The following is a 23,456-nucleotide window of genomic DNA, read 5'->3' on the forward strand; positions in this document are numbered from 1 at the left end:
CGGTGATCCGCGTTGTGGTGGTGGACGACGAGCAGCTCGTCCGCTCCGGGCTGCGCATGATCCTGGGGACGGCACCGGACGTCGAGGTGGTCGGCGACTGCGGCGGCGGCCGGGCGGTGGCCACCGTCGAGGAGTGTGCGCCGGACGTCGTCCTGCTGGACATCCGGATGCCGGACGTGGACGGCCTGACGGTGCTGCGGGCCCTGCGCGAGCGGCCGGAGCCGCCGGTGGTGGCCATGCTGACCACCTTCGACACGGAGGAGTACGTCGCGGCGGCGCTGCGCGCGGGCGCGACGGGCTTCCTGCTGAAGGACACCGACCCCGAGGAACTGGTCCGCTCGGTACGGGCCCTGGCCGCGGGCCGCAGCGTACTGGCCCCGGGCGTGACCCGGGCGGTCATCGGCGGCTACCTGGCGGCCGACGCCGCCGGCACCGCCGCGCAGGCGGTGCGCTCGCTGACCCCGCGGGAGCGGGAGGTGCTGGGGCACCTGGGCGAGGGGCTGGCCAATCCGCAGATCGCGGCGCGCATGGGGCTGGCGCCCAGCACGGTCAAGGACCATGTGCGGGCGGTGCTCGGCAAGCTGGGCGGCCTCAACCGCGTCCAGGCCGCGATCATCGCGGACCGGGCCGGCCTGGTGGGCGGCGAGGCGCGGCCCGAGCACCACCACGACCGCGATCACGACCACGATCACGACCGCGATCACGGGCGCGGTGAGCGGTGAGCCGGTGGCGCACCCTGCGGCCGGCCCGGCTGCCGTCGTGGGTGCCGGTCCTGGGGCCGGCCCTCTTCGCGGTGGGGGACGCGCTGCTGGTCAACGGCCTGACGCCGGGCCTGCCGCTGTGGACGTCGCTGCTGGCGGCGGTGGTGCTGCCGCTGCGCAGGCGCCTGCCGGTGACGGTCTTCCTGCTCACGCTGCCGGGGATGTACTTCTCCTTCGTGTGGCTGGCGCCGATGTTCGCGCTGTACACCGTCGCCTCGCGGCGTACCGACCGCCGGCTGCTGGCCGGTGCGGGGCTGCTGATGGCGGCCGCGCAGTTCCTGCCGTACCCGGTGACGAGCCTGGCCCTGGACCGCCGGCAGACGGGCGTGGACCTGCTCGACGCGGTCGTCGTGGCCACCACGCCCATCGCCTTCGGACTGCTCGTGCGCACCCGCGGCGAGCTGGCGGGCCGGCTGGAGGAGCTCACGCGCAGCCGGGCCCGCGAGGACCGGCTGCTGGCCGACCGGGTGCTGGCCACCGAACGGGCCCGGCTGGCCCGGGAGATGCACGACGTCGTCGCCCACCAGGTCAGCCTGATCAGCCTGCAGGCCGGCGCGGTGCAGATCAGCACCGAGGACGCCCGGGCCCGCGAGGGCGCGCGCACGATCCGGGAGCTGTCGGTGCGCACGCTGGACGAGCTGCGGCACATGGTCGGCATCCTGCGGGCGGCCGGCGCGGACACCGAGGAGCTCACTCCCCAGCCGCGGCTGTCGGACCTGCCCCGGCTGGTGGAGCTGAGCGCGCTGGACGTCACCTTCGAGGACGCCTGCGACCCGGAGGCCGAGCGCCCGGAGGCCGTGGAGCGGGCCGCGTTCCGTACGGTGCAGGAGGCGCTGACCAATGTGCGCAAGCACGCGCCGGGCGCCAAGGTGCGGGTGCGGGTGACGGAGGACGCCTCCGGGCTGGACGTGGAGGTCCGCAACGGGCCGGCGGACGCGGCCGTACCGGCGCCGGGGCTGCCCGGCGGCGGTCACGGGCTGGTGGGTCTGCGGGAGCGGGCGCAGAGCCTGGGCGGGACGCTGCGGGCGCATGCGACGGACGACGGCGGGTTCGTGGTACGGGCGCGCCTGCCGTACGGGCAGCGCTGAGGCGCCGCGACGCGCCGTCAGGCGGACAGCGGGTCGGTGCGCTCCTCGGGCGCCTCCCGGCCGTCGGTGGCGCTGTCGAGGTCGGGGTAGACGTCGAAGAGTCTGCGCACGCCCAGTGCGGAGAGCACCCTGTTGACGTGCGAGCCCTCCACCGCGCCCTGGGCCGGCAGGATCAGCCGCAGCCGGCCCTGGCAGGAGCGCATCAGCCGGCGGGCGGCGATGAGCACGCCGACGCCGCTGGAGTCGCAGAAGCGGACCTCTCCGAGGTCGAGCACGAGGCTCCGGCGGCCGTCGGCGACGGCGTCGTGCACGTGCTGCCGCACCGAGGGAGAGGTCACCAGATCCATTTCGCCGCAGACCTGGAGCACGGCCCACTCGCCCTGCTCGTGCTCCAACACCTTCAACGTCACGCGATCGAGCCCCTTCACTCGGTCTTTCGTTCCTTCGGAATGGACCCTTCCGCGGTATGGCTGCCTGGCGCTTCCCCCGTGGGGCGCCATGTGAAACGCCGCGGTCCACATCCGCGGCAGAAGCCGACCGCTGTTGAGCCTATGCCCAGCTCGAACCGTTAATCCCCATAGATCCGGTCACACCCGCATAACACATCGGCACATTCGTTCATGGGTGGTCGACATCGATCGGCATCATTGGCCAACAACCGCCGCAAAGTGACGCCCTATAGCAGAGAAGCCGGTGCGACGAAAGGCCGTCGCCGTGATTCGCCCCAACCGCTCGTGCGGTGTCGTACCCGGTGGTTACATTCGGCGGGAGGGCGTACAGACGTACAGCAGTGCGTACGGTGAGGGGGCCGGTCATGGGGAACAACGACGTACCACCGCGCTGGGACCGCAGGATGCAGCAACGCCTCGCCCACGGCGAGGCCGCGGCGCTCGGCGAGCTCTACGACCGCTTCGCCTCCCTCGTGCACGGCATGGCCCACCGCGTCCTGGGCGACGAGCGCGGCGCCGACGGCGTCACCCGCGAGGTGTTCGGGTACGTGTGGGAGCACCCCGAGGCGTACGACCCCCGGCACGGCTCGCTGCGCTCGTGGATCGCCTCCCTCGCCCACGGACAGGCCGTCAGCCGGCTGCGGCAGGCCGAGGACGACGACGGCCGGCCCGCCGAGCGCACCGAGCAGAAGGTGCGTGCCGCCAGCGCCGCCGCCCGCGCCGACTACATCGTCACCTCCATGCCCGCACCCCTGCGCGCCGCCCTCGACTGCGCCTACCTGCGCCGGCTCGACTACCGCCAGACCGCCGCCGTCCTCGGCGTCACCGAGGACGAGGCGCGACGCCGGCTCAGGCTGGGCTTACAGCTGCTCTCCACGGCCCACGACGCCCCGCACGCCGTCGCCCCTCCCGGCCTCGGGAGGGCGCTGCGATGAGCACGGCGCCCCGGCCCGCCCCGCTGCCCGGGCCGGCCGTCCCCCACGCCGTGCTCAAGTCCCTGCTCGGCGCCTGGGCCCTGGCCGCGTGCTCGGCCGAGGAGAGCGCCGCCGTCGAGGCCCACCTGCCCGGCTGCGCCCCCTGTTCCGACGAGGCGGCGCGGCTGCGCGACGCCGTCGCCCTGCTGCACCCGGAGGACAGCCTGGACCTCGACCCCGGCCTGCGTGCCCGCGTCCTGGCGGGCGCGCTCGGCCGCCGCCCGCCGCGCATCCCCGTGCCCGGGTGGGCCGCGCCGTACGAGGCGGAGACCGCCCGGCTGGACGCGCTGCTGCGCGACATCGGCGAGGCGGACTGGCGCGCCCCGGTGCGCCTGCGCTGGTTCGACGGGCGGCACACCACCGGCTGCGAGTCCACCGTGGCCGGCGTCATCGGCCACCTGACGGCGGTCGACGGCATCGTGGCGGCCGCCCTCGGCATGCCCGATCCGCTGGGCGAGGCCGCGGGCGTCTCCTCGCCCGAGGAGCGCACCCACACCCTGTGGGCCGCCGCCGACGGCCCGCCGCGCGAGGCGCACGCCGCCTGGCGCGAGCAGGGCCGCGCCCTGGTGCGCACGGTCTCCTTCGCGGGCGGCGGTGCCGCCGAGCTGCCCGTGCCGTACGGGCCGTTCGGGCTGCCGGTGCGCGACGCCTTCCTCGACCGCGCCTTCGAGTGCTGGGTGCACGCCGAGGACATCGCCGAGGCCGTCGACTATCCGTACGGGCCACCCGCCGCCGGCCATCTCAACGCACTGATCGACCTGGCGGCCCGGCTCCTGCCCGGTGCCATAGCGGCCCGTCGCCGGGCCGGGCTCGCCCCGCCGCCGCGCGCCCTGGTCACGGCCGGCAGCCCCGGCCGCACCCTGCACCTGGAGATCGAGGGCCGCGGGGGCGGCCACTGGTACGTCCCCCTGGACTCCCCGGCGGCCGCGGCGACCCCGGAGCACTCCGTGGCCCACGTCGCCCTGGACGCGGTCGAGTTCTGCCGGCTGGCGGCCGGCCGCGTCGCCCCGGAGGACGCGGCCGCGGGCTCGCTCGGCGACCAGGAGGCGGTGACCGACGTGCTGTACGCGACGGCGTCGCTGTCGCGGATGTGAGCGACGGGGGCCCCGGCTGCCACCCGGTGTCGGACCTGCGCATCCAACGGACGTTCACGGGCCGTTTATGACGGTGCGGTCCACTGGCGGGGCGGATTCACCCCCGAGGAGGAGGGCGCCGAGTGAAGCCGACCGGTACGGGCCCGGTCGGGCCCGGGGATGTGGGGCAATATGGCCCTATGGGCACCCCCTACGCCGCGCACGGCGGACTCGTCGCAGGGCGGTACCGGCTGGGCCGGAAGATCGGGCGCGGCGGCATGGGCACCGTCTGGCGCGCCACGGACGAGCTGCTCGGTCGTCAGGTGGCCGTCAAGGAGCTGCACGTGGACGACCAGCTGTCCGCGCAGGAGGCCCGGGCGCAGCGCGACCGGTTGCTGAGAGAGGCGCGCACGGTGGCGCTGATCAAGCATCCGAACGTCATCGTGATGCACGACATCGTCGAGCAGGACGGCCGTCCCTGGATCGTCATGGAGCTCGTCGAGGGCCGTTCGTTGTCCGCGCGCCTGTCGGCGCAGGGGCCGGTGGGGCCGCGGGAGGCGGCCCGGATCGGGGTGGCGCTGCTGGGCGCGCTGCGCGCGGCCCACGCCAGCGGGGTGCTGCACCGGGACATCAAGCCGCCGAACGTCCTGCTGGAGGAGGCCACCGGCCGCGTCGTGCTCACCGACTTCGGCATCGCGCAGGTCTCGGGCGTCACCACGATCACGGAGACCGGGGCGTTCGTGGGCTCGCCGGAGTACACCGCGCCGGAGCGGATGTCGGGCGGCCGGGCGGGGCCGGAGTCGGACCTGTGGTCGCTGGGGGTGCTGCTGTGCACGGCGATGCAGGGGGAATCGCCGTTCCACCGCGACTCGTTGGGCGGCATCCTGCACGCCGTCGTCTACGACGAGATCCGCCCGCCGGGGGTCACGGGACCGCTGTTGCCGGTGGTGCGGGGGCTGCTGGAGCGCGACCCGGCCCGCCGCATGGGCGCGGACGAGGCCGAGCGGCTCCTGCGGGCGTACCTGGAGTCCGGCGCGCTGCCCGCCCCAGCCGCGCGCCCCCTGCCGCCCGCCCCGACCCGCCGCGAGCCGCCCCCGCCGGCGTGCGGCCCGGCGGGGGATGCGGCCGGCGGTGCCCGGGCGCGTACGGCGCTGATGGCGGCCCTGACCGTCGTCACGCTGGCCGGCATGGGCGCCGGGGTGGCGGCCCTGCTCATGCAGCGCGACCGGGAGGCCGCCCTGGACGACCGGCCGCCGAGCGCCGCCATGGGGACGCAGCAGTTCCCGCCGCCCACCCTGCCGCCCCCGCCGGCCAGCGCGTCGGTGGCGGCCCCCGCGGGCTACCACGCGGTGCAGGACCCGGCCGGCTTCGCGATGGCCGTACCCGACGGCTTCACCCGCTCCTTCGAACCGCCGCGGGTCTTCTACTACGCGCCGGGCAAGGAGTTCCGCCTCGGCGTGCTCATCCAGGACGTCCAGGAGGGCGGCCCGATCGCGGCGATGCGCCGCTCCGCGGCCGTCGCCCCCGACCGTTACCCCGGCTACCGGGACGGCCGGGTCGAGCGCACCACCCACCACGGCAACCGGGCGGCGTCCTGGGAGTTCACCTGGAACGGCTTCGAGGAGCAGGAGAGCCGGGCCCCGGCCGGCGCCCGGCACACCTACGACCTGGCGTGGGACGAGGGCGAGCGGATGTACGACGTGTGGGTGTCCTCGCCGGTCGGCAAGGCGGACGAGGGCAGACAGTACTTCGACACGGCGCTGTCCACGTTCGTCCGGACGCAGCCGGTCTCGTCGCCGTGATCCGCAGCCGCCCCCTTGATCACGCAGCCGTTGCCTTGCTCAAGCAGCCGTCGTCCTGATCAAGCACCGTCGTCCTGATCAAGTCGCCGTCGCGCAGGAGGAAATGAGCCGCCCCGTTTTCGTTACCGACGGGTACCCAAAGCGTCCCGCCCCGCATACGCTCACCCGCATGACGGAAGCGCAGGACACTGGAACAGTCACCGATGGCAACCCCGTCGCCCCGGCGGGCGCCCGGACCGCCGCCGACGTGGTCACCCCCGCTCTCGTCGCCCGCCTCACCCGGTCCGTGGTGAGCTCGGGCGGACGCACCGCCTGCCACACGCCGCTCACTGGTGAGGTGCTCGCCGAGCTCCCGGAGTCGACACCCGAGGACGTCGCAGCCGCCTTCGACCGGGCGCGGGCGGCACAGCACGCCTGGGCCGCCCTGCCCGTGGGGCGGCGGGCGGCCGTCCTGCTGCGCTTCCACGACCTGCTGCTGGCCCGCCAGTCGGAGATCCTCGACCTGATACAGCTGGAGACGGGCAAGAGCCGGCTGCACGCCCACGAGGAGGTGCAGGCGGTCGCCGTCGCCGCCCGCTACTACGGGCGCGGCGCGCCCACCCATCTGCGGCCGCGGCGGCACGTGGGCGTCCTGCCCGTGCTGACCCACGTCACCGAACTGCGCGTGCCGCGCGGCGTCGTGGGACAGATCGCGCCCTGGAACTACCCCCTCGAACTGTCCGTCGGCGACGCGCTGCCGGCCTTCGTCGCAGGCAACGCGGTCGTGATGAAACCCGACACCGAGACGGCCCTGACCGCCCTGTGGGCCCGCGACCTGCTCGTCGAGGCCGGGCTGCCGCAGGAGGTCTGGCAGGTCGTCCTCGGCGAGGGCCCCGTCGTCGGCCCGGCCGTCGTGGCGCACGCCGACTACGTCTCCTTCACCGGCTCCACGCGGGTCGGCCGGGAGGTCGCCCGGGGCGCGGCGGGCCGCCTCGTGGGTACCTCGCTCGAACTCGGCGGCAAGAACGCCATGCTCGTGCTGCCCGACGCCGACCTCGACCGGGCGGCGGCCGGCGCCGTGCGCGGCTGCTTCTCCTCCGCCGGCCAGCTGTGCATATCCATAGAGCGGCTCTATGTGCACAGAGCGGTGGCCGACGACTTCCTGCGCCGCTTCGTCGCCCGCACCAGGGCGCTGCGGCTCGGCACGGCGCTGGCGTACGGGGCGGACATGGGCTCGCTGGTCTCGCAGCGGCAGCTGGAGACGGTGACCCGGCACGTGGACGAGGCGGTCGCCAAGGGCGCCACCGTCCTGACCGGCGGCCGCGCCCGGCCGGACGTCGGGCCGCTGTTCTACGAGCCGACGATCCTGGAGGGCGTGCAGCACCCGATGGCGGTGTGTGCTGAAGAAACGTTTGGCCCGGTGGTGTCGGTGTACCGCTTCGACGACGAGGACGACGCCGTCCGCCGCGCCAACGCCACCCCGTACGGCCTGAACGCCAGCGTCTGGACGCGCGACGGCCGGCGCGGCCGGGCACTGGCGGCCCGCCTGCGTGCCGGCACGGTCAACGTGAACGAGGCGTACGCGGCGGCGTACGGCAGCGCCCGTACCCCCATGGGTGGCATGGGCGACTCCGGTCTGGGTCGGCGGCACGGCACCGAGGGCATCCTCAAATACACCGAGGCCCAGTCCGTCGTGCAGCAGCGGCTGGTGCCGATGGGACCGGCCTTCGGGCTGGACGACGAGCAGTACGCCCGGCTGATGACGAACGGGCTGCGGCTGCTGAAGGCCATCCGACTGCGCTAGAGGGGCGGCAGGCGTGAGCGAGGGCAAGGAAGAGGACGAGGGATTCGACTACGACGTCGTGGTCGTCGGCTCCGGCTTCGGCGGGGCCGTCGCGGCCCTGCGCCTGACGGAGAAGGGCTACCGCGTCGGCGTGCTGGAGGCGGGCCGCCGCTTCACGCGCGAGACGCTGCCGCGCACCTCCTGGGACCTGCGCAACTACCTGTGGGCCCCGGCGCTGGGGCTGTACGGCATCCAGCGCATCCACCTGCTCGGCAACGTCATGGTGCTGGCGGGCGCGGGCGTCGGCGGCGGTTCGCTGAACTACGCCAACACCCTCTACGTGCCGCCCAAGGCGTTCTTCGACGACCCCCAGTGGGCGCCGGTCACCGACTGGGAGGACGAGCTGCGCCCGTACTACGAGCAGGCGCAGCGCATGCTCGGCGTCCGGCTCAACCCCACGACGACCCCCTCGGACGTGCACCTGAAGGCGGCGGCCGAGCGGATGGGGGTGGGGGAGACCTTCCACCTCGCGCCCGTGGGCGTGTTCTTCGGCGACGGCGAGGACGGCGACGGGGCGGTACGGGCCGCGCCCGGCGAGGCGGCCCCCGACCCGTACTTCGGCGGCGTGGGGCCCGAGCGGCGCGCGTGCACCGAGTGCGGGGAGTGCATGACGGGGTGCCGGCACGGCGCGAAGAACACCCTCAACGAGAACTACCTGTACCTCGCCGAGCGCGCCGGCGCCGTCATCCACCCGATGACGACGGTGGTGGCCGTCACCGAGCACCGCGCCGGCGGGCACCGTGTGGTGACCGTGCCGACCGACCGCCGGCGCGGAGCGCGGCGGGCGCGCCCGCGCGTGCTCCGGGCGCGCTACGTGGTGCTCGCCGCCGGTACGTACGGCACGCAGACGCTGCTGCACACGATGAAGGACCGGGGCCTGCTGCCGCGGATCTCCGGCCGGCTCGGGACACTGACGCGGACCAACTCCGAGGCGCTGGTGGGGGCGCAGACCATCGACGCGCGCTACCGCAAGGCGCCCCACGGCGCGCGCCGGGCGGACTTCACCCAGGGGGTGGCCATCACCTCCTCCGTCCACCCCGACCCCCACACCCACATCGAGCCCGTCCGCTACGGCAAGGGCTCCAATGCGATGGGTCTGCTGTCCATCCCAAAGGTGCCGGTCGGCTCCCGGCTGCCGCGGCCGCTGGCCTTCGCGGTGCGCTGCGCCCTGCACCCGGTGCAGGCGGTGCTGTCGCTGTCCACCCACCGCTGGTCGGAGCGCACGATCATCGGGCTCGTCATGCAGTCCCTGGACAACTCCCTGACCACCCACCGGCGCACCCGGCACCCGGGCAAGGGTCTGCTCACGGCCCGGCAGGGGCACGGCGCACCGAACCCGAAACAGATCCCGCAGGCCACCGCGGCCGCCGAGCACCTGGCACGGGAGATCAACGGCTTCCCCGGCAGCAACCTCGGCGAGCTGCTCGGCACCCCGCTCACCGCCCACTTCATCGGCGGCTGCCCGATCGGCGCCGACGCCGCGACGGGCGTGATCGACCCGTACCACCGGCTGTACGGGCACCCGGGCGTGCTCGTGGTCGACGGCTCGGCCGTCTCCGCCAACCTCGGGGTCAACCCCTCGCTGACGATCACGGCACAGGCGGAGCGGGCGATGGCCTTCTGGCCCAACAAGGGGGAGGCCGATCCGCGCCCGGCGCAGGGAAGCGCGTACCGGCGCGTGGCGGCCGTCGAGCCCCGGGAGCCGGTGGTGCCCAAGGACGCCTTCGGCGCCCTGCGCCTGCCCCTGCTGCCGGTGCCGCCCGTACCGCCGAAGCCGCAGGCGTAGGACCGCCCCGTCAGGGGCGCGGGGAACTGCGCGATCGGCCACTGGCGGCCTGCAGCCGACGTGCCACCCCGAAGGATCCGGGCGCAGCCCGGTACTGCATCTGAGGGCGCGTCGTGGCCTCTCGCGCAGTTCCCCGCGCCCCTGACGGGGCACTGCGGACCCACCGGACAGGTCGTGGCCGGGCACGGCGAAGGGCCCCGGGCCGCCGGCGCGGGGGCAGGCGGGCGGCCTCGGGGCCCTTGACTGCCGGCACCGAGATCAGGGCAGGGTCGGTGCCGCGGAGCGGCGCCGGGGGGAGCGCCGCGGGCTGTGGTCCAACGAGCTGTGGTCCAACCAATGGCAGTTCGGAGCGCGGGACTTGGTGCGTCCCTTTTGCATCGTGGGGGATGCGCCTGCCGGGCGCAACCGTTTCGACCGGATACGGTCGGTTCCAGGCGTCCCCGGAACCGACCGCCCTATAGTGGCGGCCGGGCTGCTGTCCCCTGCTGACCGGTCGCCTTCGCCACCGGAGTGAGGTCCCACGACGCGCGTGCGTGCGCGCCACACACTCCGGCGGATCCCGCCCTGTCGTGCCGGGCGCCCAGGAACAGGGACGGAAGCCACGCGTGGATTTCGAGGGCCGCTCCTGGCTGGCGCGGTCATCCGGTGCAACGCGGCGGAGCGGCCGGCGGTCACGCTCCGTACGAGTGACGGGGTCCGAACGCGAATGCGGTGCTCAGACGCGGCCGCGGCACAGCTCCAGCAGGGTCATCGCGAGGACGGTGCCGGAGCGGCCGAGCTGGTCGCCGTAGTGGTTGATGATCTCCATCTCGCGCGAGAGGTGCACCCGGCGGCCGCCGGAGGCGATGCGCTCGCGCTGGATGGCCTCCGAGACGGCGATGCGCTCCTGGACGAGGCCGATGATGCGGCCGTCGAGATCGTCGATCCGCCGCCGGGCGTCGGTGATCATGCCGGCCGCCTCGCCGGTACGGGCGCCCGTGCCTTCCTGGGCGGTCGCTGCGGGAGTGGCTGTGGTGTGGGACATGTGTGTTTCTCCAAAGGGGCCGGATCGGCCCCCGGAGCGGCAGGTCCGGGAAATGCGACAGGCGCCCCGGGCCTTACCGGCCCGGGGCGCCTGGGGAAGTCGCTTGCGCTGAGGAATCAGCGGCTCAAGCAGCACGACCATGGCAGCCGGACGGGCCCGGTGCCATAGGTAAAGAGGAAGCTGTGCTGCGTGTGCATGGCCGACAGTATGCCCGGGGCGGACGCCGGGGACCAAGCCGGGACCGGGCGGGTTCGGATGGTGAGACAAAAGCAAGCACCGCCGCACCGGTAGAATCGACAAATAGAGACCCCCTCCTCAATCGCCGGAAGGCCGCTCCCGTGCCAGCAGCACCCCCCGCCGCCCCCGACAACCACACCCCGGACCCCGTCCTCGTTGTCGACTTCGGCGCGCAGTACGCCCAGCTGATCGCCCGCCGTGTCCGTGAGGCCCGGGTCTACAGCGAGATCGTGCCCAGCACGATGCCCGTCGCCGAGATCCTGGCCAAGAAGCCGAAGGCGATCATCCTCTCCGGCGGCCCCTCGTCCGTGTACGAGGAGGGCGCCCCGCGCCTGGACGACGCCCGCGCCCTCTTCGAGGCCGGCGTGCCCGTCTTCGGCATGTGCTACGGCTTCCAGCTGATGGCCACGACGCTCGGCGGTACCGTCGACAACACCGGTGCGCGCGAGTACGGCCGTACGCCGCTGACCGTCTCGAAGCCGTCCTCCACGCTCTTCGAGGGCACTCCGGTCGAGCAGTCGGTGTGGATGTCCCACGGCGACGCCTGCTCCGCCGCGCCCGAGGGCTTCACCGTCACCGCCTCCACGGACGTGGTGCCGGTCGCGGCCTTCGAGAACGACGCGAAGAAGCTGTACGGCGTGCAGTACCACCCCGAGGTGATGCACTCCACGCACGGCCAGCTGGTCCTCGAGCACTTCCTGTACCGCGGTGCGGGCATCGAGCCCACCTGGACCACCGGCAACGTCATCGAGGAGCAGGTCGCCGCGATCCGCGAGCAGGTCGGCACCAAGCGGGCGATCTGCGGCCTGTCCGGCGGCGTGGACTCCGCCGTGGCCGCGGCGCTGGTGCAGAAGGCCATCGGCTCCCAGCTGACCTGCGTCTACGTCGACCACGGCCTGATGCGCAAGGGCGAGACCGAGCAGGTCGAGAAGGACTTCGTGGCCGCGACCGGCGTCCAGCTGAAGGTCGTCGACGCGCAGGAGCGATTCCTCACCGCGCTCGCCGGGGTCTCCGACCCCGAGGAGAAGCGGAAGATCATCGGCCGGGAGTTCATCCGGGTCTTCGAGCAGGCCCAGGCCGAGATCATCGCCGAGGGCGCGGCCGACGGCGAGCCCGTCGAGTTCCTCGTCCAGGGCACGCTCTACCCGGACATCGTCGAGTCCGGCGGCGGCACCGGCACCGCCAACATCAAGTCCCACCACAACGTGGGCGGCCTCCCCGAGGACCTGGAGTTCAAGCTCGTCGAGCCGCTGCGCCAGCTGTTCAAGGACGAGGTGCGCATGGTCGGCCAGGAGCTCGGCCTGCCCACCGAGATCGTCCAGCGCCAGCCCTTCCCGGGCCCGGGCCTGGGCATCCGCATCGTCGGCGAGGTCACGCGCGAGCGCCTGGACCTGCTGCGCGAGGCCGACGCCATCGCCCGTGAGGAGCTGACGGCCGCCGGTCTGGACGCCGAGATCTGGCAGTGCCCGGTCGTGCTGCTCGCCGACGTCCGCTCGGTCGGCGTCCAGGGCGACGGCCGCACCTACGGCCACCCGATCGTCCTGCGCCCCGTCTCGTCCGAGGACGCGATGACCGCCGACTGGACGCGCATGCCGTACGACGTGCTGGCCCGCATCTCCACCCGCATCACCAACGAGGTGCGCGACGTCAACCGCGTCGTCCTCGACGTCACCAGCAAGCCCCCGGGGACGATCGAGTGGGAGTGACCCACGCCTGACCGCAGCCGCGCCGCCCTTCCGTCTACGCCGTACGACGGAGGGCGGCGCGGCCGTTTGCGCCCCTATGGTGGCGGCACGCCAACGGAAGGAGCGGTCGTGCCGCACATCGACGTGGGCAATGACGCACCCGGGATCCTCGGCCTCATGCGGTTCCGCCCCGAGACGGCAGATCCCCTGAACGACCTCGCCGAAGCCCTCTTACGCGCTCCGGGCACCCTCACCCGCGGGGAGCGGGAGCTGATCGTCGCGTACGTCTCCTGGGGCAACAACTGCACCTTCTGCACCAACGGCCACGCAGAACTCGCCGCCCAACAACTCCCCGGCGGCCTGCCGGCGGTCCGCCGCGTCCTGGACGACCGGGACTTCTCGGAGCTGAGCCCGAAACTGACCGCGCTCCTCGCGGTGGCCGACCTCGTCCGCCGCGGCGGACGCGAGGTCACGGACGAATCGGTGGCTGCGGCCCGCAAGGCGGGCGCGACGGACGTGGAGATCCACGACACGGTCCTGATAGCGGCGGCCTTCTGCATGTACAACCGCTACGTGGACGGCCTGGCGACACGCCTGCCGGACGACCCGGACGCGTACCGCAGGAATGCGGCGCACGTGATCGAGCACGGGTACGGGAAGTAGGCGATCCGATCGGAAACGTTGCCGTCGCTCACTCGTTTGAGCGACGGTGGTCGGATTTCCTGCGCCCCGGTCGGTTGTGTGTCCAGGGTTGAGTGTGGATATCGAAGATCTGTTCCCGGACTGGCCGCGGCCTCCCCATGAAGGCTTCACCGCCGAGGACCTTTTCCGGGTTCCCGGTCTCCCGGCGCACACGCAGCTGATCGACGGCAGTTTCGTTTACCGAAGCCGTCAGAGCGAGTTCCATACGACGACCAACTGCCTACTGCAGCACGGCCTGCATCGGGCGGTCCCGGATGCTCTGAAGGTGGTGCGGGAGATGGTCGTCGTGCTCGGGCCGCGGCAGGCACCCGAACCGGACATCGCTGTGATCAAGGCCGAGGCCAGGGACCGGTACGCCGATCGATACCAGGGGCACGATGTCGTGCTCGCCCTCGAAACCGTCTCCCCCGACTCGGAGGAGCGCGATCGGTGCCGTAAGCCCCAGCTCTATGCCGAGGCGGACATTGGCTTCTTCTGGCGGGTCGAGCCGGGGCCGGACTGGCGGCCGGTGGTGCACACTTATGAGCTCGATCGCGAGGCACGGGCGTACGTCCTGACCGGCATCCACCGCGGCCGGCTGAAGACCGCTGTTCCCTTCGATGTGGACATCGACCTGACGGAGATCAACAGGTTCTAGCCCGCGCACGACCCTGGCCTCCCGCGGTACCCGGCGGTAGCTTCCGATCCGTAGCCAGGATCAACGGAGGAGGCCCGCACCATGACCGAGGCCGGCGCCGGCGCACGCGTCCCCGAGCCGATACCCACCGAGCAACTGCACTTCGCCATGCCGCCGCAGCACGCGTCCGTCGAGGACGAGCGGCGGTACCGGAAGGAGCGGTTGGCGGCGGCGTTGCGGTTGTTCGGGAGGTTCGGGTTCGAGGAGGGGGTTGCGGGGCACATCACCGCGCGGGACCCGGAGTTCGCGGACTGCTTCTGGGTCAATCCGTTCGGGATGTCCTTCAAGCACGTCACCGTCAGCGACTTGATCATGGTCAACCACCGCGGGCAGGTCGTCGAGGGCCGGTACCACGTCAACCAGGCGGCGTTCGCGATCCATTCGCAGATCCACCGGGCCCGGCCCGACGTCGTGGCCGCCGCCCACAGTCACTCGACGTACGGGCGGGCGCTGTCGTCGCTGGGGGAGTTGCTGGAGCCGATCACCCAGGACGTGTGCGCCTTCTACCAGGATCATGCCCTCTTCGACGACTACACGGGCGTGGTGCTGGACGAGGAGGAGGGGCGGCGGATCGCCGCGACGCTCGGGTCGCACAAGGCCGTGATCCTGCGCAACCACGGGCTGCTGACCGTGGGGGACTCAGTGGACGCGGCGGCGTGGTGGTTCATCACGATGGAACATTCCTGCCAGGTGCAGCTGGCCGCCAAGGCCGCCGGCAAGCCCGTGCCCATCGACCCGGAGAACGCCGCGCGCACGCACGAGCAGCTGGGCAACGACCTGGTGGCGTGGATCAACTACCAGCCGCTTCATCAGCAGATCGTCCGCAGCGAGCCCGAGCTGCTGGGCTGACCCCCGCCACTCGGCGGGGGCGGCTCGTTCTTCCGGCTGGCTTTGCCCTCCCTTTACCTTGCCTACGATGGTGCGGAGCCGAGGCCCAGCCGCCTCGGCTTCGTCACACCACTCGTAGGAGAACCATGCGCCTCTCCCGTTGCATCGGGCTGCCCGCCGCCCTGGCCCTGGCCGGCCTGGCCGTCACCGGATGCGGCGGGGGCGCCGAGGCCGAGGAGCGGCCCGCGAGGTCCGCCGCGCCGACCTCCTCCGCGCCCGCGAGCCCGACACCGGTGACACAGAAGCCCGCCCCGCCGGCGGCCATGCTGCCCGGCGCCGCCAAAGTCGTACGGCCGCAGATCGCGCCGGAGAACGGCGAGAAGGTCGGCGTGGGCCAGCCGCTCGCGATCGTCTTCAAGCAGCAGAAGGTCTCGCCGGAGCTGCGGGCCGGCATCGAGGGGCGCCTGAAGGTCTCGACCTCGCCGCGCGTGCCCGGCGCCTGGCACTGGAACGAGTCCAAGGGCGACACCCGCGTCCACTTCCGCCCGGCGACGTACTGGCCCGCCGGCACCGAGGTCACCCTTGACGCGGACCTCGCGGGCGTGAAGCTCGCCGACGGCACGGCCGCCGACCGCGACCGCCGCCTCTCCTTCACCGTCGGCGACTCGATGGTCAGCACCGTGGACCTCAAGGCCCGCCGGATGACCGTCGTCCGCAACGGCACGACCCTGCGCACCATCCCCATCAGCGGTGGCGACGAGTCCAAGGGCTTCGGCACCCGGCAGGGCGTCAAGACCATCCTCGCCAAGGAGGGCCGGGTCGTCATGGACTCCCTGTCCATCGGCATCCCGCGCAACCACCCCGACGGGTTCTACGGTGCGTACGACTACAGCATGCGCGAGACGGTCAGCGGCGAGTACGTGCACGCGGCGCCCGACAACGCCGAGTCCTTCGGCAAGGAGAACGTCAGCCACGGCTGCATCGGCATGTCCACCGAGGACGCCAAGTGGCTCTACGGGCTGAGCCTGAAGGGCGACGTCGTCCAGGTCACGGGCGGTACGAAGCCCAAGCCCATGGACCCCTTCGGCAACGGCTACGGCGACTGGAACCTGACCTGGGAGCAGTGGCTGGCCGGCAGCGCCCTCGGCATCCGCACGGGCGAGTGACTTTTCCACAACCCGGGCGTACGCCGGCAGGGTTGTCCACAGGCCTGAACACGACCGCGCGCTTGTACGTATCGTCGTGAACGGTTCGGTGCCCGCTCGGCGGGAGCCGGCCGCGACGGGGCGGTACGAGGAGGAAAGGCGCTGGTCGACATGGCACTGGACGGCACGGCACGGTCGCTCGGGACGGCGGGCCGCGGGCCCGCCCGCTACGCACTGCTCCCGCTGCGCCTCTTCCTCGGCATCACCTTCGTCTACGCGGGCGTCGACAAGCTCACCGACCCCGCCTTCCTCGCGGCCAGCGGGCCCGGCTCCCTCGGCGAGCTCATGCACTCGGTGCGCGGGTCGGCCGCCGTGCCGTGGCTGGTCGACCTCGCCCTGAAGGATCCGGTGGGCTTCGGCCACGCCATCGCCGCGGGGGAGATCGCGGTGGGCCTCGGCACGCTCCTGGGGCTCTTCGCGCGCCTGGCCGCGGCCGGGGGAGCGCTGATATCGCTGAGCCTGTGGCTGACCGTCAGCTGGTCGGCCACGCCGTACTACTACGGCAACGACCTCGTCTACCTGATGGCCTGGCTGCCGCTGATACTCGCGGGCGCGCCCGTGCTGTCGGTGGACGCGATACGCGCCCGCCGCGGCCCGCGCGGGCGGGCCCGGCGACGGCTGCGGCGCCGCCGCTGACCGCCCCCCCCGCAGCGCCCCCCGCAGCGGAGGCGGTGTCAGGCGTCGGTCTCCAGGCCGCGGCGGCGGTTGCGGTGGCGGCGCACGGTCAGGGAGAGGGAGGTGACCACGCCGGCCAGGCAGAAGCCGGCCACGATGCCGGGCAGCAGCGCGTAGGAGGGGAACCACCACCAGCCGGCCATGTCACCGAGGCAGAGCACGCTCGCGGCCAGCAGCACCAGGCCCGCGACGAGCTTCCCGGGCTCGAAGTCATGCCGCACGGACGACCTCCACCTGGCCGATGCCGGCCTCCAGCTTGAGCTGCACGGTGCCGTGCGAGGGCTGCCCGGCAGCGGGGGACAGGGTCAGGCGCTTGTGCTGCCGGGGCTGGACGTCGATGTCCTGGGACGTGTCGGCCGGCAGTTGGATGTCGCCGATGCCGACCTCGATGTCCAGCGTCGCCGTCACGTCGCGCGGCAGCACGACCCGCAGCTTGCCTGCGCCGATCTCGGCGCCGGTGGTGACCGGGCCGCCCGACCACTGGAACCCGGTCAGGTCCAGCACCGCGTCGCCGGTGCCGAGTTCGTAGTGGGTCCGTACGTCCGCCGCGGCTGCCGGGCGCCAGGTCCGCTCCCGCCAGTCGGCGGTGATCGACTTGGGCAGGTACGCGGCGCCGGTCAGCAGGGCGCCGGTGAGCACCGCGGCGACGGCGGTGCCGCCGCCGGTGCGGCCGTAGCGCGAGCTGACCACGATGCCCAGGCCGAAGACGCCCAGCGCGGCGGCCAGACCGATTTCCAAGGAGGTGCTCAGCGGATGGTCGTTCCACGTCAGGCCGGTGCCCAGGCCGCCGGCCACGAGGGCCAGCAGGAAGGTCCAGCCGCCCAGCGACCGGCCGGTGCGCACCGGCGCGGGGGCGGTGGCGCGCTCGCCGGACGGCCGTGCGCCCGGGCCGCCTTCGCCGGTGCCGCCCGCGGCGTCCTCCGCGAGGTCGTCGTCGGCGTCGGCCGGGCCCCACAGATAGCCGGTGCGGGCCGCGCCCGCGCCCGGGCCGTCGTGTCCGCTCTCCCGCCACCAGGACGGGGTGTTCGGCGCGGGCGGCGCCTGGGTCTCGGGCGGCGCGTCGACGGTCTTGTGCGCCTTGTGGAGGCGGTGGGCCCCCTCCGCCTCGCCCGCCTCCTGCGGTTCCGTCCCGGTCTGCCGGTGCTGCTGCGACCAGTACACGGCGCCGAACAGCGCGAGGGTCAGCATCAGGGCGAAGGACATCACGCCGCTGTTGTTGGCCATCGAAAGGAACAGCCCGCAGCCGACCAGCGCGCACAGCACCGCCGTCAGGGCCGGCCCCTCGACCCGCCCGGACAGCAGGCGCCGGCCCTCGTTGTCGTCCTCGCCCTCCAGCGGGATCAGCAGCCAGGCGAAGCCGTACACGATCAGGCCCAGCCCGCCCGCGACCGCCAGCACGCCCAGCACCGCACGGAAGATGACGGGGTCCATGTCGAAGCAGCGCCCGAGGCCGCCGCAGACGCCGGAGATCATCCGGTGGTCGCGGCTGCGCCGCAGCGGCGGTCGGGGGTCCTGCTCGGCGGAGCCGGGTGGTGCGTCGGTCATGGGGACATCGTGTCAAGCGGAACGGGCGTGCGGCAGCGGTGGCGACCCTGGACCTTCCCTGAGATCGCCCCTGAGGCGGGTCCGGTTAGGGTGGCGCATCGAACACACGACGGGGCAACCGGAGGCGCGCGGTGCAAGGTGCAGTGCCTGAGGTCGGTCGGCTGGTCGCCGGACGGTACCGGCTCGCCGAGCGGATAGGCCGGGGCGGCATGGGCACGGTCTGGCGGGCCGAGGACGAGCTGCTGGGCCGTCAGGTGGCGGTCAAGCGCCTCCACGTCCCCCTGGGCCTGCAGGAGGACGAGCTCGTCACCCTGCACGAGCGCACCCGCCGCGAGGCCCGCAGCGCCGCCCGCATCAACCACCCCAACGTCGTGGTCGTCCACGACGTCGTCGACGACGGCGGCCTGCCCTGCATCGTGATGGAGTACGTGCCCTCCACCACGCTCGCCGACGTGCTCAAGCAGCGCCCCGTCACGCCCGCGGAGGCCGCCCGCATCGGCCGCGGCATGATCGCCGCCCTGCGTGCGGCCCACGCGGCCGGTGTGCTGCACCGCGACGTCAAGCCCGGCAACGTCCTGCTCGGCCACGACGGCCGCGTCGTGCTGACCGACTTCGGCATCGCGCAGTCGACCGGCACCTCGACGCTGACGAAGACGGGCGAAATGGTCGGTTCCATCGACTACATCGCCCCCGAGCGCGTCAAGGGCGCCAAGCCGGGCCCGGCCGCCGACCTGTGGGCGCTCGGGGCCACGCTCTACCAGGCCCTCGAAGGGCGGCCGCCGTTCCGCAAGGACACCGCGGTCGAGACGGCGTACTCCATCGCCGTCGACCCGCTGCCGCCGCTGCGCCGCGCCGGCGAGCTGACCCGGCTCGTCGAGCGGCTCCTGGCCAAGGATCCGGCCCTGCGGCCCCCGGCCGAGCTCGTCGAGCAGATCCTGCGCGAGCCCGCGGCCGAGGCCGCGACCACGGCGCACCCGCAGACCTTCGACACGCCCGCCGAGCCGGCCCCGGCACCCCGCCCGGAGCCCGCACCCGAGCCGGACCCCGCACCCGCCCCCACGGCACCCGCACCTCCGCCCGCACCCGCACCTCCGCCCGCACCCGAGCCCGAGACCGTGCCCGTACCGCCGGCGGCCGCCGGCCCGACCGGCGCAACGGGCCCGACCCGCACCGCCGTCGCCCCGGTGCCCGCCGCACCGCCCCGGCGCCGGGCCCTGCGGTGGGGCGGCGCAGTGGCCGTCGTGGCGGCGATGCTGGCGGCCGGCGCGTACGTCCTCCTCCCGCAGGACGGCGAGGACGGCGAGGACGGCGGCGAGGACGCCCCGGCCTCCTCGGCCCCCGCTGCGAAGAGCCCGCAGCCGAGCACGTCCCCGTCCGCCTCCTTCGCCCCGCCCGTGCCCAAGGGCTACCACCTGGTCGACGACAAGAAGACCGGCGTCGCCTTCCCCGTCCCCGACGGCTGGCAGCGCAGGGACGTCCCCGACTCCAACGGCGTGGTCTACGTCGACCCCAGCGGCCTGCTGCGCCTGGAGGTCGCCGTACTGGACCTCGCCACCAGCGATCCGCTGCAGCACTGGAAGGACGACGAGGCGGATTCCGTCCGCAAGGGCAAGCTGCCCGGCTACGACCGCAAGCGCATGCAGAGCACGGTCTTCCGGGACCGGCCGGCCGCGCTGTGGGAGTTCACCTTCCGGGGCCGGGCCCGGGAGTTCCGGGCCGTCGACCTCGGCTTCGGGCGTCCCGGCGGCAACGAGTACGCGCTGTACCTGTCCGGGCCCAGCGCCGACTGGGACAGGCACAAGAAGATCTTCGACGTCGTCAGGGACGGTCTGCGACTGCCCAAGGAGCAGTGACCATCGGGGGTTCCTCAGGGGCGACCCTGATGCCCGTCCGCCACCGGCCGTGTGACGATCTGTACATGACCACCGCTCCGCCGCCCGGCAGCCCTCCCTTGCGCAAGCTCTACCGCAGTGCCGACGGGCGCATGCTCGGCGGCGTGGCGCGCGGCCTGGCCGGTCACCTGGGCCTGCCGGTGTCGTGGGTGCGGATGGCGTTCGTCGCGCTGCTCATGGCGAAGGGCATGGGCGCGCTGCTGTACGCGGTGTTCTGGTTCGTCGTGCCGCTGGGCATCGGCGGCGTGGAGGCGGCTCCCCGTCAGGTCCTCGACGAGGCGGCGGCGGACGGCCGGCGGCGGTTGTTCGCCCGCAAGCCCGACCGCGGGCAGGTCTTCGCCCTCCTGGCCCTGGTGGTCAGCGCCGTCGTCTTCCTGGACCGGCTGCGCCTGGGCAGCGCCGACGCCTACCTGTGGCCCGTGCTGCTGATCGGCGCGGGCGTCGCCCTGGTGTGGCGTCAGGCCGACAACGCCCGCCGTGCGCACTGGATGGAGGTCGGCCGCAGCAGCCGCGTGCTGCCGCTGGCCCGTGCCGCGGCCGGGGTGCTGCTCGTGGGTGTCGGCGTGACGGGCATCGCGGTGCTGCAGGGTTCGGCCGGGCACCTGGGCACCGTGCTCCAGGCCTCGCTGGCGGTGCTGGTCGGCATCGCGCTGCTGGCCGGCCCGTCGGTCGTACGGATGGCCCAGGACCTCTCCGCGGAGCGCACGATGCGCATCCGGGCCCAGGAGCGTGCCGAGGTGGCCGCGCACGTCCACGACTCCGTCCTGCACACCCTCACCCTGATCCAGCGCCGCGCGGAGGATCCGCGCGAAGTGGCCCGCCTCGCCCGCTCCCAGGAGCGGGAGCTGCGCAACTGGCTGTACGACCCGGAAGGGCGCGGCAAGGACGAGGACGCCGGGCCCAAGACGCTGGCCGAGGCCGTGCGCGGCACGGCGGGCGAGGTCGAGGACCTCCACGGCGTGCAGATCGAGGTCGTCGTGGTCGGCGACTGCGCCCTGGACGAGCGCCTGGGCGCCCAGCTGCAGGCCGCCCGCGAGGCCATGGTCAACGCGGCCAAGTACGGTGGCCGCAGCGGTGCCGTGCAGGTGTACGCGGAGGTGGAGGGCCGTACGGTCTTCATCTCGGTGCGCGACCGCGGGCCGGGCTTCGACCCGGACGCGGTGCCGGAGGACAGGATGGGCGTCCGGGAGTCGATCATCGGCCGGATGCAGCGCAACGGCGGCACCGCACGACTGCGATCCGCACCCGGTGGGGGGACGGAAGTGGAGCTGGAGATGGAGAGGGCGGAGAAGGCGTCATGACGACCGAGGAGACCGAGGGCACCGCGGGGCGGCACGTGCGGGTGGTGCTGGTCGACGACCACCGGATGTTCCGCACGGGCGTGCAGGCCGAGATCGGCGACACGGCCGCCACGGGCGTGGAGGTCGTCGGCGAGGCCGCCGACGTCGACCAGGCGGTCACGGTGATCACCGCGACCCGGCCCGACGTGGTCCTGCTGGACGTGCACCTGCCCGGGGGCGGCGGCGTGGAGGTGCTGCGCCGCAGCGCGCCCCTGATGGCCGCCCAGGAGGCGCCCGTGCGCTTCCTCGCGCTGTCGGTCTCCGACGCCGCCGACGACGTCATCGGCGTGATCCGCGGCGGGGCGCGCGGCTACGTCACCAAGACGATCACCGGCAACGACCTGATCGGTGCGATCTTCCGGGTCAAGGACGGCGACGCCGTCTTCTCGCCCCGCCTGGCCGGGTTCGTCCTCGACGCCTTCGCCTCGACGGACGCCCCGCCGGTCGACGAGGACCTCGACCGGCTCACCCAGCGCGAGCGCGAGGTGCTGCGCCTGATCGCGCGCGGTTACGCCTACAAGGAGATCGCCAAGCAGCTGTTCATCTCCGTCAAGACCGTGGAGTCGCACGTCTCGGCGGTGCTGCGCAAGCTGCAGCTGTCCAACCGGCACGAGCTGACCCGCTGGGCGACGGCACGCCGGCTGGTCTGACCCCCGCATCCCGGTTCCGGGGCCTCGTCCGACCACGCTCCGAGCACGGCCGTGCGTGCACGGTCGTGTGAGCAGGGCCGCTGGAACCTTCCCGTCCGGCTCTGCCTCTAAGCGGGCGTGAGTCTGACGGGAACACCCTTCTTGCTGACCGTGGTCGCGCTGGTGCTGCTGGCTCTCGTGCTGCCGCTCACGCTGTGGACGAGGATCGGCGGTCCCCGGCTGCTGCGGCAGGCGGCGCGGCTGGTCATGCTGCTCTTCGCGCAGGTCACCGGCATAGCCCTGGTGTTCGTGATCGTCAACAACGCGAACGGCCTCTTCGACACCTGGGGCGACCTGCTGGGCACCGGCGACCACGTCAACGCGGCCGCCGACCTCGGCCCGGACGGCACCGGCGGCAAGAAGGTCGACCACGAGCCGAAGGTCGTCCAGGCGTTCCGTCCCGCCTCCGACAAGCGCATGGGCCCCGGCGTCCAGGAGACGCAGCTGAAGGGCCGGATATCCGGCGTCGAGGGCGAGGTGTACGTCTGGCTGCCGCCGCAGTACGACGACCCGGCGTACAAGGACAAGAAGTTCCCCGTGGTCGAGGTGCTGCCCGGCTTCCCCGGTTCGGCCAAGGCGTGGTTCGGCACGCTGAACGTCAACACCCAGCTCAAGCCGATGATGGAACGGGGCGAGGTCGCCCCCTTCGTCATCGTCGCGCCCCGCACCGCCCTGCTCGGCGACACCGACACCGGCTGCGCCAACATCCCCGGCAAGGTCAACGCCGACACCTGGCTCAGCGTCGACGTCCGCAAGATGGTGACCGACACCTTCCGCGTCGAGGACAAGCCCGACGGCTGGGCCGTCGCCGGCTACTCCGCGGGGGCCCACTGCGCCACCCGGCTGGCCGTCGCGCACCCCGACCGCTACCGCGCCGGGGTGGGCCTGTCCGGCTACAACGACCCCGCCGGCGAGCCCGCCTCCCTCACCGCGCGCACCCCCGAGCTGCGCGAGGAGAACAACCCGCTGAAGATGCTGCAGCGCGCCACGACCCCGCCGCGGGTGGCGCTGTTCCTCTCCGGCGCCGAGGCCGACGGCTACCAGGGCGGCCTGGCGCTCAAGCAGGCGGCCAAGCCGCCGACGACCGTGCAGGTGACCCTGATACCGGCGGGCGCGGGCGGCCACGGGACGGCCGTGTGGAAGCGTCAGGTGCCGGACGTCTTCAAGTGGCTGACCAAGCAGGTCGCGCACTGACGGTGCCCG

The 23,456-nt window shown here is 73.3% G+C and carries 21 protein-coding genes; 17 read left to right on the plus strand and 4 right to left on the minus strand.

What is annotated here, in order from left to right:
* The first annotated feature begins 2 nt into the window (after window positions 1-2).
* Window positions 3-722, plus strand: a complete 720-nt coding sequence (locus tag AB0K17_RS16620; RefSeq protein ID WP_365983322.1) for a response regulator transcription factor — start codon at window positions 3-5, stop codon at window positions 720-722.
* A complete protein-coding gene (locus AB0K17_RS16625; protein ID WP_365983323.1) occupies window positions 719-1,849 on the plus strand; it encodes a histidine kinase in 1,131 nt (376 codons plus the stop codon). The genes AB0K17_RS16620 and AB0K17_RS16625 overlap by 4 nt, the downstream gene beginning before the upstream one ends.
* A 17-nt stretch (window positions 1,850-1,866) precedes the next feature.
* Here the strand turns inward: AB0K17_RS16625 and AB0K17_RS16630 are convergent, their stop codons facing one another.
* Window positions 1,867-2,259: an STAS domain-containing protein gene (locus AB0K17_RS16630; RefSeq protein ID WP_365969453.1), complete on the minus strand. Its 393-nt coding sequence runs from the start codon at window positions 2,257-2,259 to the stop codon at window positions 1,867-1,869.
* Window positions 2,260-2,663: 404 nt separating this feature from the next.
* Between AB0K17_RS16630 and AB0K17_RS16635 the strand changes: the two genes are divergently transcribed.
* From AB0K17_RS16635 to AB0K17_RS16655, 5 genes are all read left to right on the plus strand, one after another.
* Window positions 2,664-3,233: a sigma-70 family RNA polymerase sigma factor gene (locus tag AB0K17_RS16635; RefSeq protein ID WP_344432684.1), complete on the plus strand. Its 570-nt coding sequence runs from the start codon at window positions 2,664-2,666 to the stop codon at window positions 3,231-3,233.
* Window positions 3,230-4,366, plus strand: coding sequence for a maleylpyruvate isomerase family mycothiol-dependent enzyme (locus AB0K17_RS16640; protein WP_365969454.1), 1,137 nt, complete (start codon window positions 3,230-3,232; stop codon window positions 4,364-4,366). The genes AB0K17_RS16635 and AB0K17_RS16640 overlap by 4 nt, the downstream gene beginning before the upstream one ends.
* Window positions 4,367-4,545: 179 nt before the next feature.
* Entirely contained in the window at window positions 4,546-6,147 is a 1,602-nt protein-coding gene (locus AB0K17_RS16645; RefSeq protein WP_365983324.1) for a serine/threonine-protein kinase, read from the plus strand.
* A 169-nt stretch (window positions 6,148-6,316) separates the two neighbouring features.
* A complete protein-coding gene (locus tag AB0K17_RS16650) occupies window positions 6,317-7,930 on the plus strand; it encodes a succinic semialdehyde dehydrogenase (protein WP_365969456.1) in 1,614 nt (537 codons plus the stop codon).
* Between the two features lie 13 nt (window positions 7,931-7,943).
* A complete protein-coding gene (locus AB0K17_RS16655) occupies window positions 7,944-9,755 on the plus strand; it encodes a GMC family oxidoreductase (protein WP_365983325.1) in 1,812 nt (603 codons plus the stop codon).
* Window positions 9,756-10,470: 715 nt separating this feature from the next.
* Here AB0K17_RS16655 and AB0K17_RS16660 read toward each other — a convergent pair.
* Window positions 10,471-10,779 (minus strand): chorismate mutase, encoded by a 309-nt coding sequence (locus AB0K17_RS16660; RefSeq protein ID WP_365969458.1) that lies wholly within the window; start codon window positions 10,777-10,779, stop codon window positions 10,471-10,473.
* A 338-nt stretch (window positions 10,780-11,117) separates the two neighbouring features.
* Here AB0K17_RS16660 and guaA point away from each other — a divergent pair, with 338 nt between their 5' ends.
* The 6 genes from guaA (at window position 11,118) to AB0K17_RS16690 (ending at window position 16,748) form a co-directional block, all read left to right on the plus strand.
* A complete protein-coding gene (gene guaA, locus AB0K17_RS16665) occupies window positions 11,118-12,722 on the plus strand; it encodes a glutamine-hydrolyzing GMP synthase (RefSeq protein WP_365969459.1) in 1,605 nt (534 codons plus the stop codon).
* A gap of 108 nt (window positions 12,723-12,830) precedes the next feature.
* Window positions 12,831-13,364 (plus strand): carboxymuconolactone decarboxylase family protein, encoded by a 534-nt coding sequence (locus AB0K17_RS16670; RefSeq protein WP_365983326.1) that lies wholly within the window; start codon window positions 12,831-12,833, stop codon window positions 13,362-13,364.
* Window positions 13,365-13,458: 94 nt separating this feature from the next.
* Window positions 13,459-14,040: a Uma2 family endonuclease gene (locus AB0K17_RS16675; protein WP_365983327.1), complete on the plus strand. Its 582-nt coding sequence runs from the start codon at window positions 13,459-13,461 to the stop codon at window positions 14,038-14,040.
* An 81-nt stretch (window positions 14,041-14,121) separates the two neighbouring features.
* On the plus strand, window positions 14,122-14,928 hold the full coding sequence (locus tag AB0K17_RS16680; RefSeq protein ID WP_365983328.1) for a class II aldolase/adducin family protein: 807 nt from the start codon (window positions 14,122-14,124) through the stop codon (window positions 14,926-14,928).
* 125 nt (window positions 14,929-15,053) lie between these two features.
* Window positions 15,054-16,073, plus strand: a complete 1,020-nt coding sequence (locus AB0K17_RS16685) for an Ig-like domain-containing protein (RefSeq protein WP_365983329.1) — start codon at window positions 15,054-15,056, stop codon at window positions 16,071-16,073.
* Window positions 16,074-16,223: 150 nt separating this feature from the next.
* The gene (locus AB0K17_RS16690; RefSeq protein WP_365969464.1) at window positions 16,224-16,748 is read left to right on the plus strand and encodes a DoxX family membrane protein; all 525 of its coding nucleotides are present in this window, start codon (window positions 16,224-16,226) and stop codon (window positions 16,746-16,748) included.
* A 38-nt stretch (window positions 16,749-16,786) separates the two neighbouring features.
* Here AB0K17_RS16690 and AB0K17_RS16695 read toward each other — a convergent pair whose 3' ends face one another.
* Together AB0K17_RS16695 and AB0K17_RS16700 are read right to left on the minus strand one after the other, a co-directional pair.
* Window positions 16,787-17,008, minus strand: a complete 222-nt coding sequence (locus AB0K17_RS16695; RefSeq protein ID WP_365969465.1) for a hypothetical protein — start codon at window positions 17,006-17,008, stop codon at window positions 16,787-16,789.
* A complete protein-coding gene (locus AB0K17_RS16700) occupies window positions 16,998-18,332 on the minus strand; it encodes a PspC domain-containing protein (protein WP_365983330.1) in 1,335 nt (444 codons plus the stop codon). The genes AB0K17_RS16695 and AB0K17_RS16700 overlap by 11 nt, the downstream gene beginning before the upstream one ends.
* A gap of 143 nt (window positions 18,333-18,475) precedes the next feature.
* Between AB0K17_RS16700 and AB0K17_RS16705 the strand changes: the two genes are divergently transcribed.
* The 4 genes from AB0K17_RS16705 to AB0K17_RS16720 all read left to right on the plus strand — a co-directional run bounded on the left by AB0K17_RS16705 (window position 18,476) and on the right by AB0K17_RS16720 (window position 23,447).
* Window positions 18,476-20,185, plus strand: coding sequence for a serine/threonine-protein kinase (locus AB0K17_RS16705; RefSeq protein WP_365983331.1), 1,710 nt, complete (start codon window positions 18,476-18,478; stop codon window positions 20,183-20,185).
* A gap of 65 nt (window positions 20,186-20,250) precedes the next feature.
* Complete coding sequence (locus tag AB0K17_RS16710; protein WP_365969468.1) at window positions 20,251-21,525, plus strand: PspC domain-containing protein; 1,275 nt, start codon at window positions 20,251-20,253, stop codon at window positions 21,523-21,525.
* Window positions 21,522-22,214, plus strand: a complete 693-nt coding sequence (locus tag AB0K17_RS16715) for a response regulator transcription factor (RefSeq protein ID WP_365969469.1) — start codon at window positions 21,522-21,524, stop codon at window positions 22,212-22,214. Before AB0K17_RS16710 ends, AB0K17_RS16715 begins: the two co-directional genes overlap by 4 nt.
* A gap of 117 nt (window positions 22,215-22,331) precedes the next feature.
* The gene (locus AB0K17_RS16720) at window positions 22,332-23,447 is read left to right on the plus strand and encodes an alpha/beta hydrolase-fold protein (RefSeq protein WP_365969470.1); all 1,116 of its coding nucleotides are present in this window, start codon (window positions 22,332-22,334) and stop codon (window positions 23,445-23,447) included.
* Window positions 23,448-23,456 lie beyond the last annotated feature (9 nt).

It is taken from the genome of Streptomyces sp. NPDC049585 (genome assembly GCF_040675615.1).
Taxonomy (GTDB): Bacteria; Actinomycetota; Actinomycetes; order Streptomycetales; family Streptomycetaceae; genus Streptomyces; species Streptomyces luteosporeus.

Coding starts and splice junctions, on each gene's coding strand:
- AB0K17_RS16635 (WP_344432684.1), top strand. CDS start 2,664: ATGGGGAACAACGACGTACCACCGCGCTGGGACCGCAGGATGCAGCAA.
- AB0K17_RS16640 (WP_365969454.1), top strand. CDS start 3,230: ATGAGCACGGCGCCCCGGCCCGCCCCGCTGCCCGGGCCGGCCGTCCCC.
- AB0K17_RS16645 (WP_365983324.1), top strand. CDS start 4,546: ATGGGCACCCCCTACGCCGCGCACGGCGGACTCGTCGCAGGGCGGTAC.
- AB0K17_RS16650 (WP_365969456.1), top strand. CDS start 6,317: ATGACGGAAGCGCAGGACACTGGAACAGTCACCGATGGCAACCCCGTC.
- AB0K17_RS16660 (WP_365969458.1), bottom strand. CDS start 10,779: ATGTCCCACACCACAGCCACTCCCGCAGCGACCGCCCAGGAAGGCACG.
- AB0K17_RS16680 (WP_365983328.1), top strand. CDS start 14,122: ATGACCGAGGCCGGCGCCGGCGCACGCGTCCCCGAGCCGATACCCACC.
- AB0K17_RS16685 (WP_365983329.1), top strand. CDS start 15,054: ATGCGCCTCTCCCGTTGCATCGGGCTGCCCGCCGCCCTGGCCCTGGCC.
- AB0K17_RS16690 (WP_365969464.1), top strand. CDS start 16,224: ATGGCACTGGACGGCACGGCACGGTCGCTCGGGACGGCGGGCCGCGGG.
- AB0K17_RS16700 (WP_365983330.1), bottom strand. CDS start 18,332: ATGACCGACGCACCACCCGGCTCCGCCGAGCAGGACCCCCGACCGCCG.
- AB0K17_RS16710 (WP_365969468.1), top strand. CDS start 20,251: ATGACCACCGCTCCGCCGCCCGGCAGCCCTCCCTTGCGCAAGCTCTAC.
- AB0K17_RS16715 (WP_365969469.1), top strand. CDS start 21,522: ATGACGACCGAGGAGACCGAGGGCACCGCGGGGCGGCACGTGCGGGTG.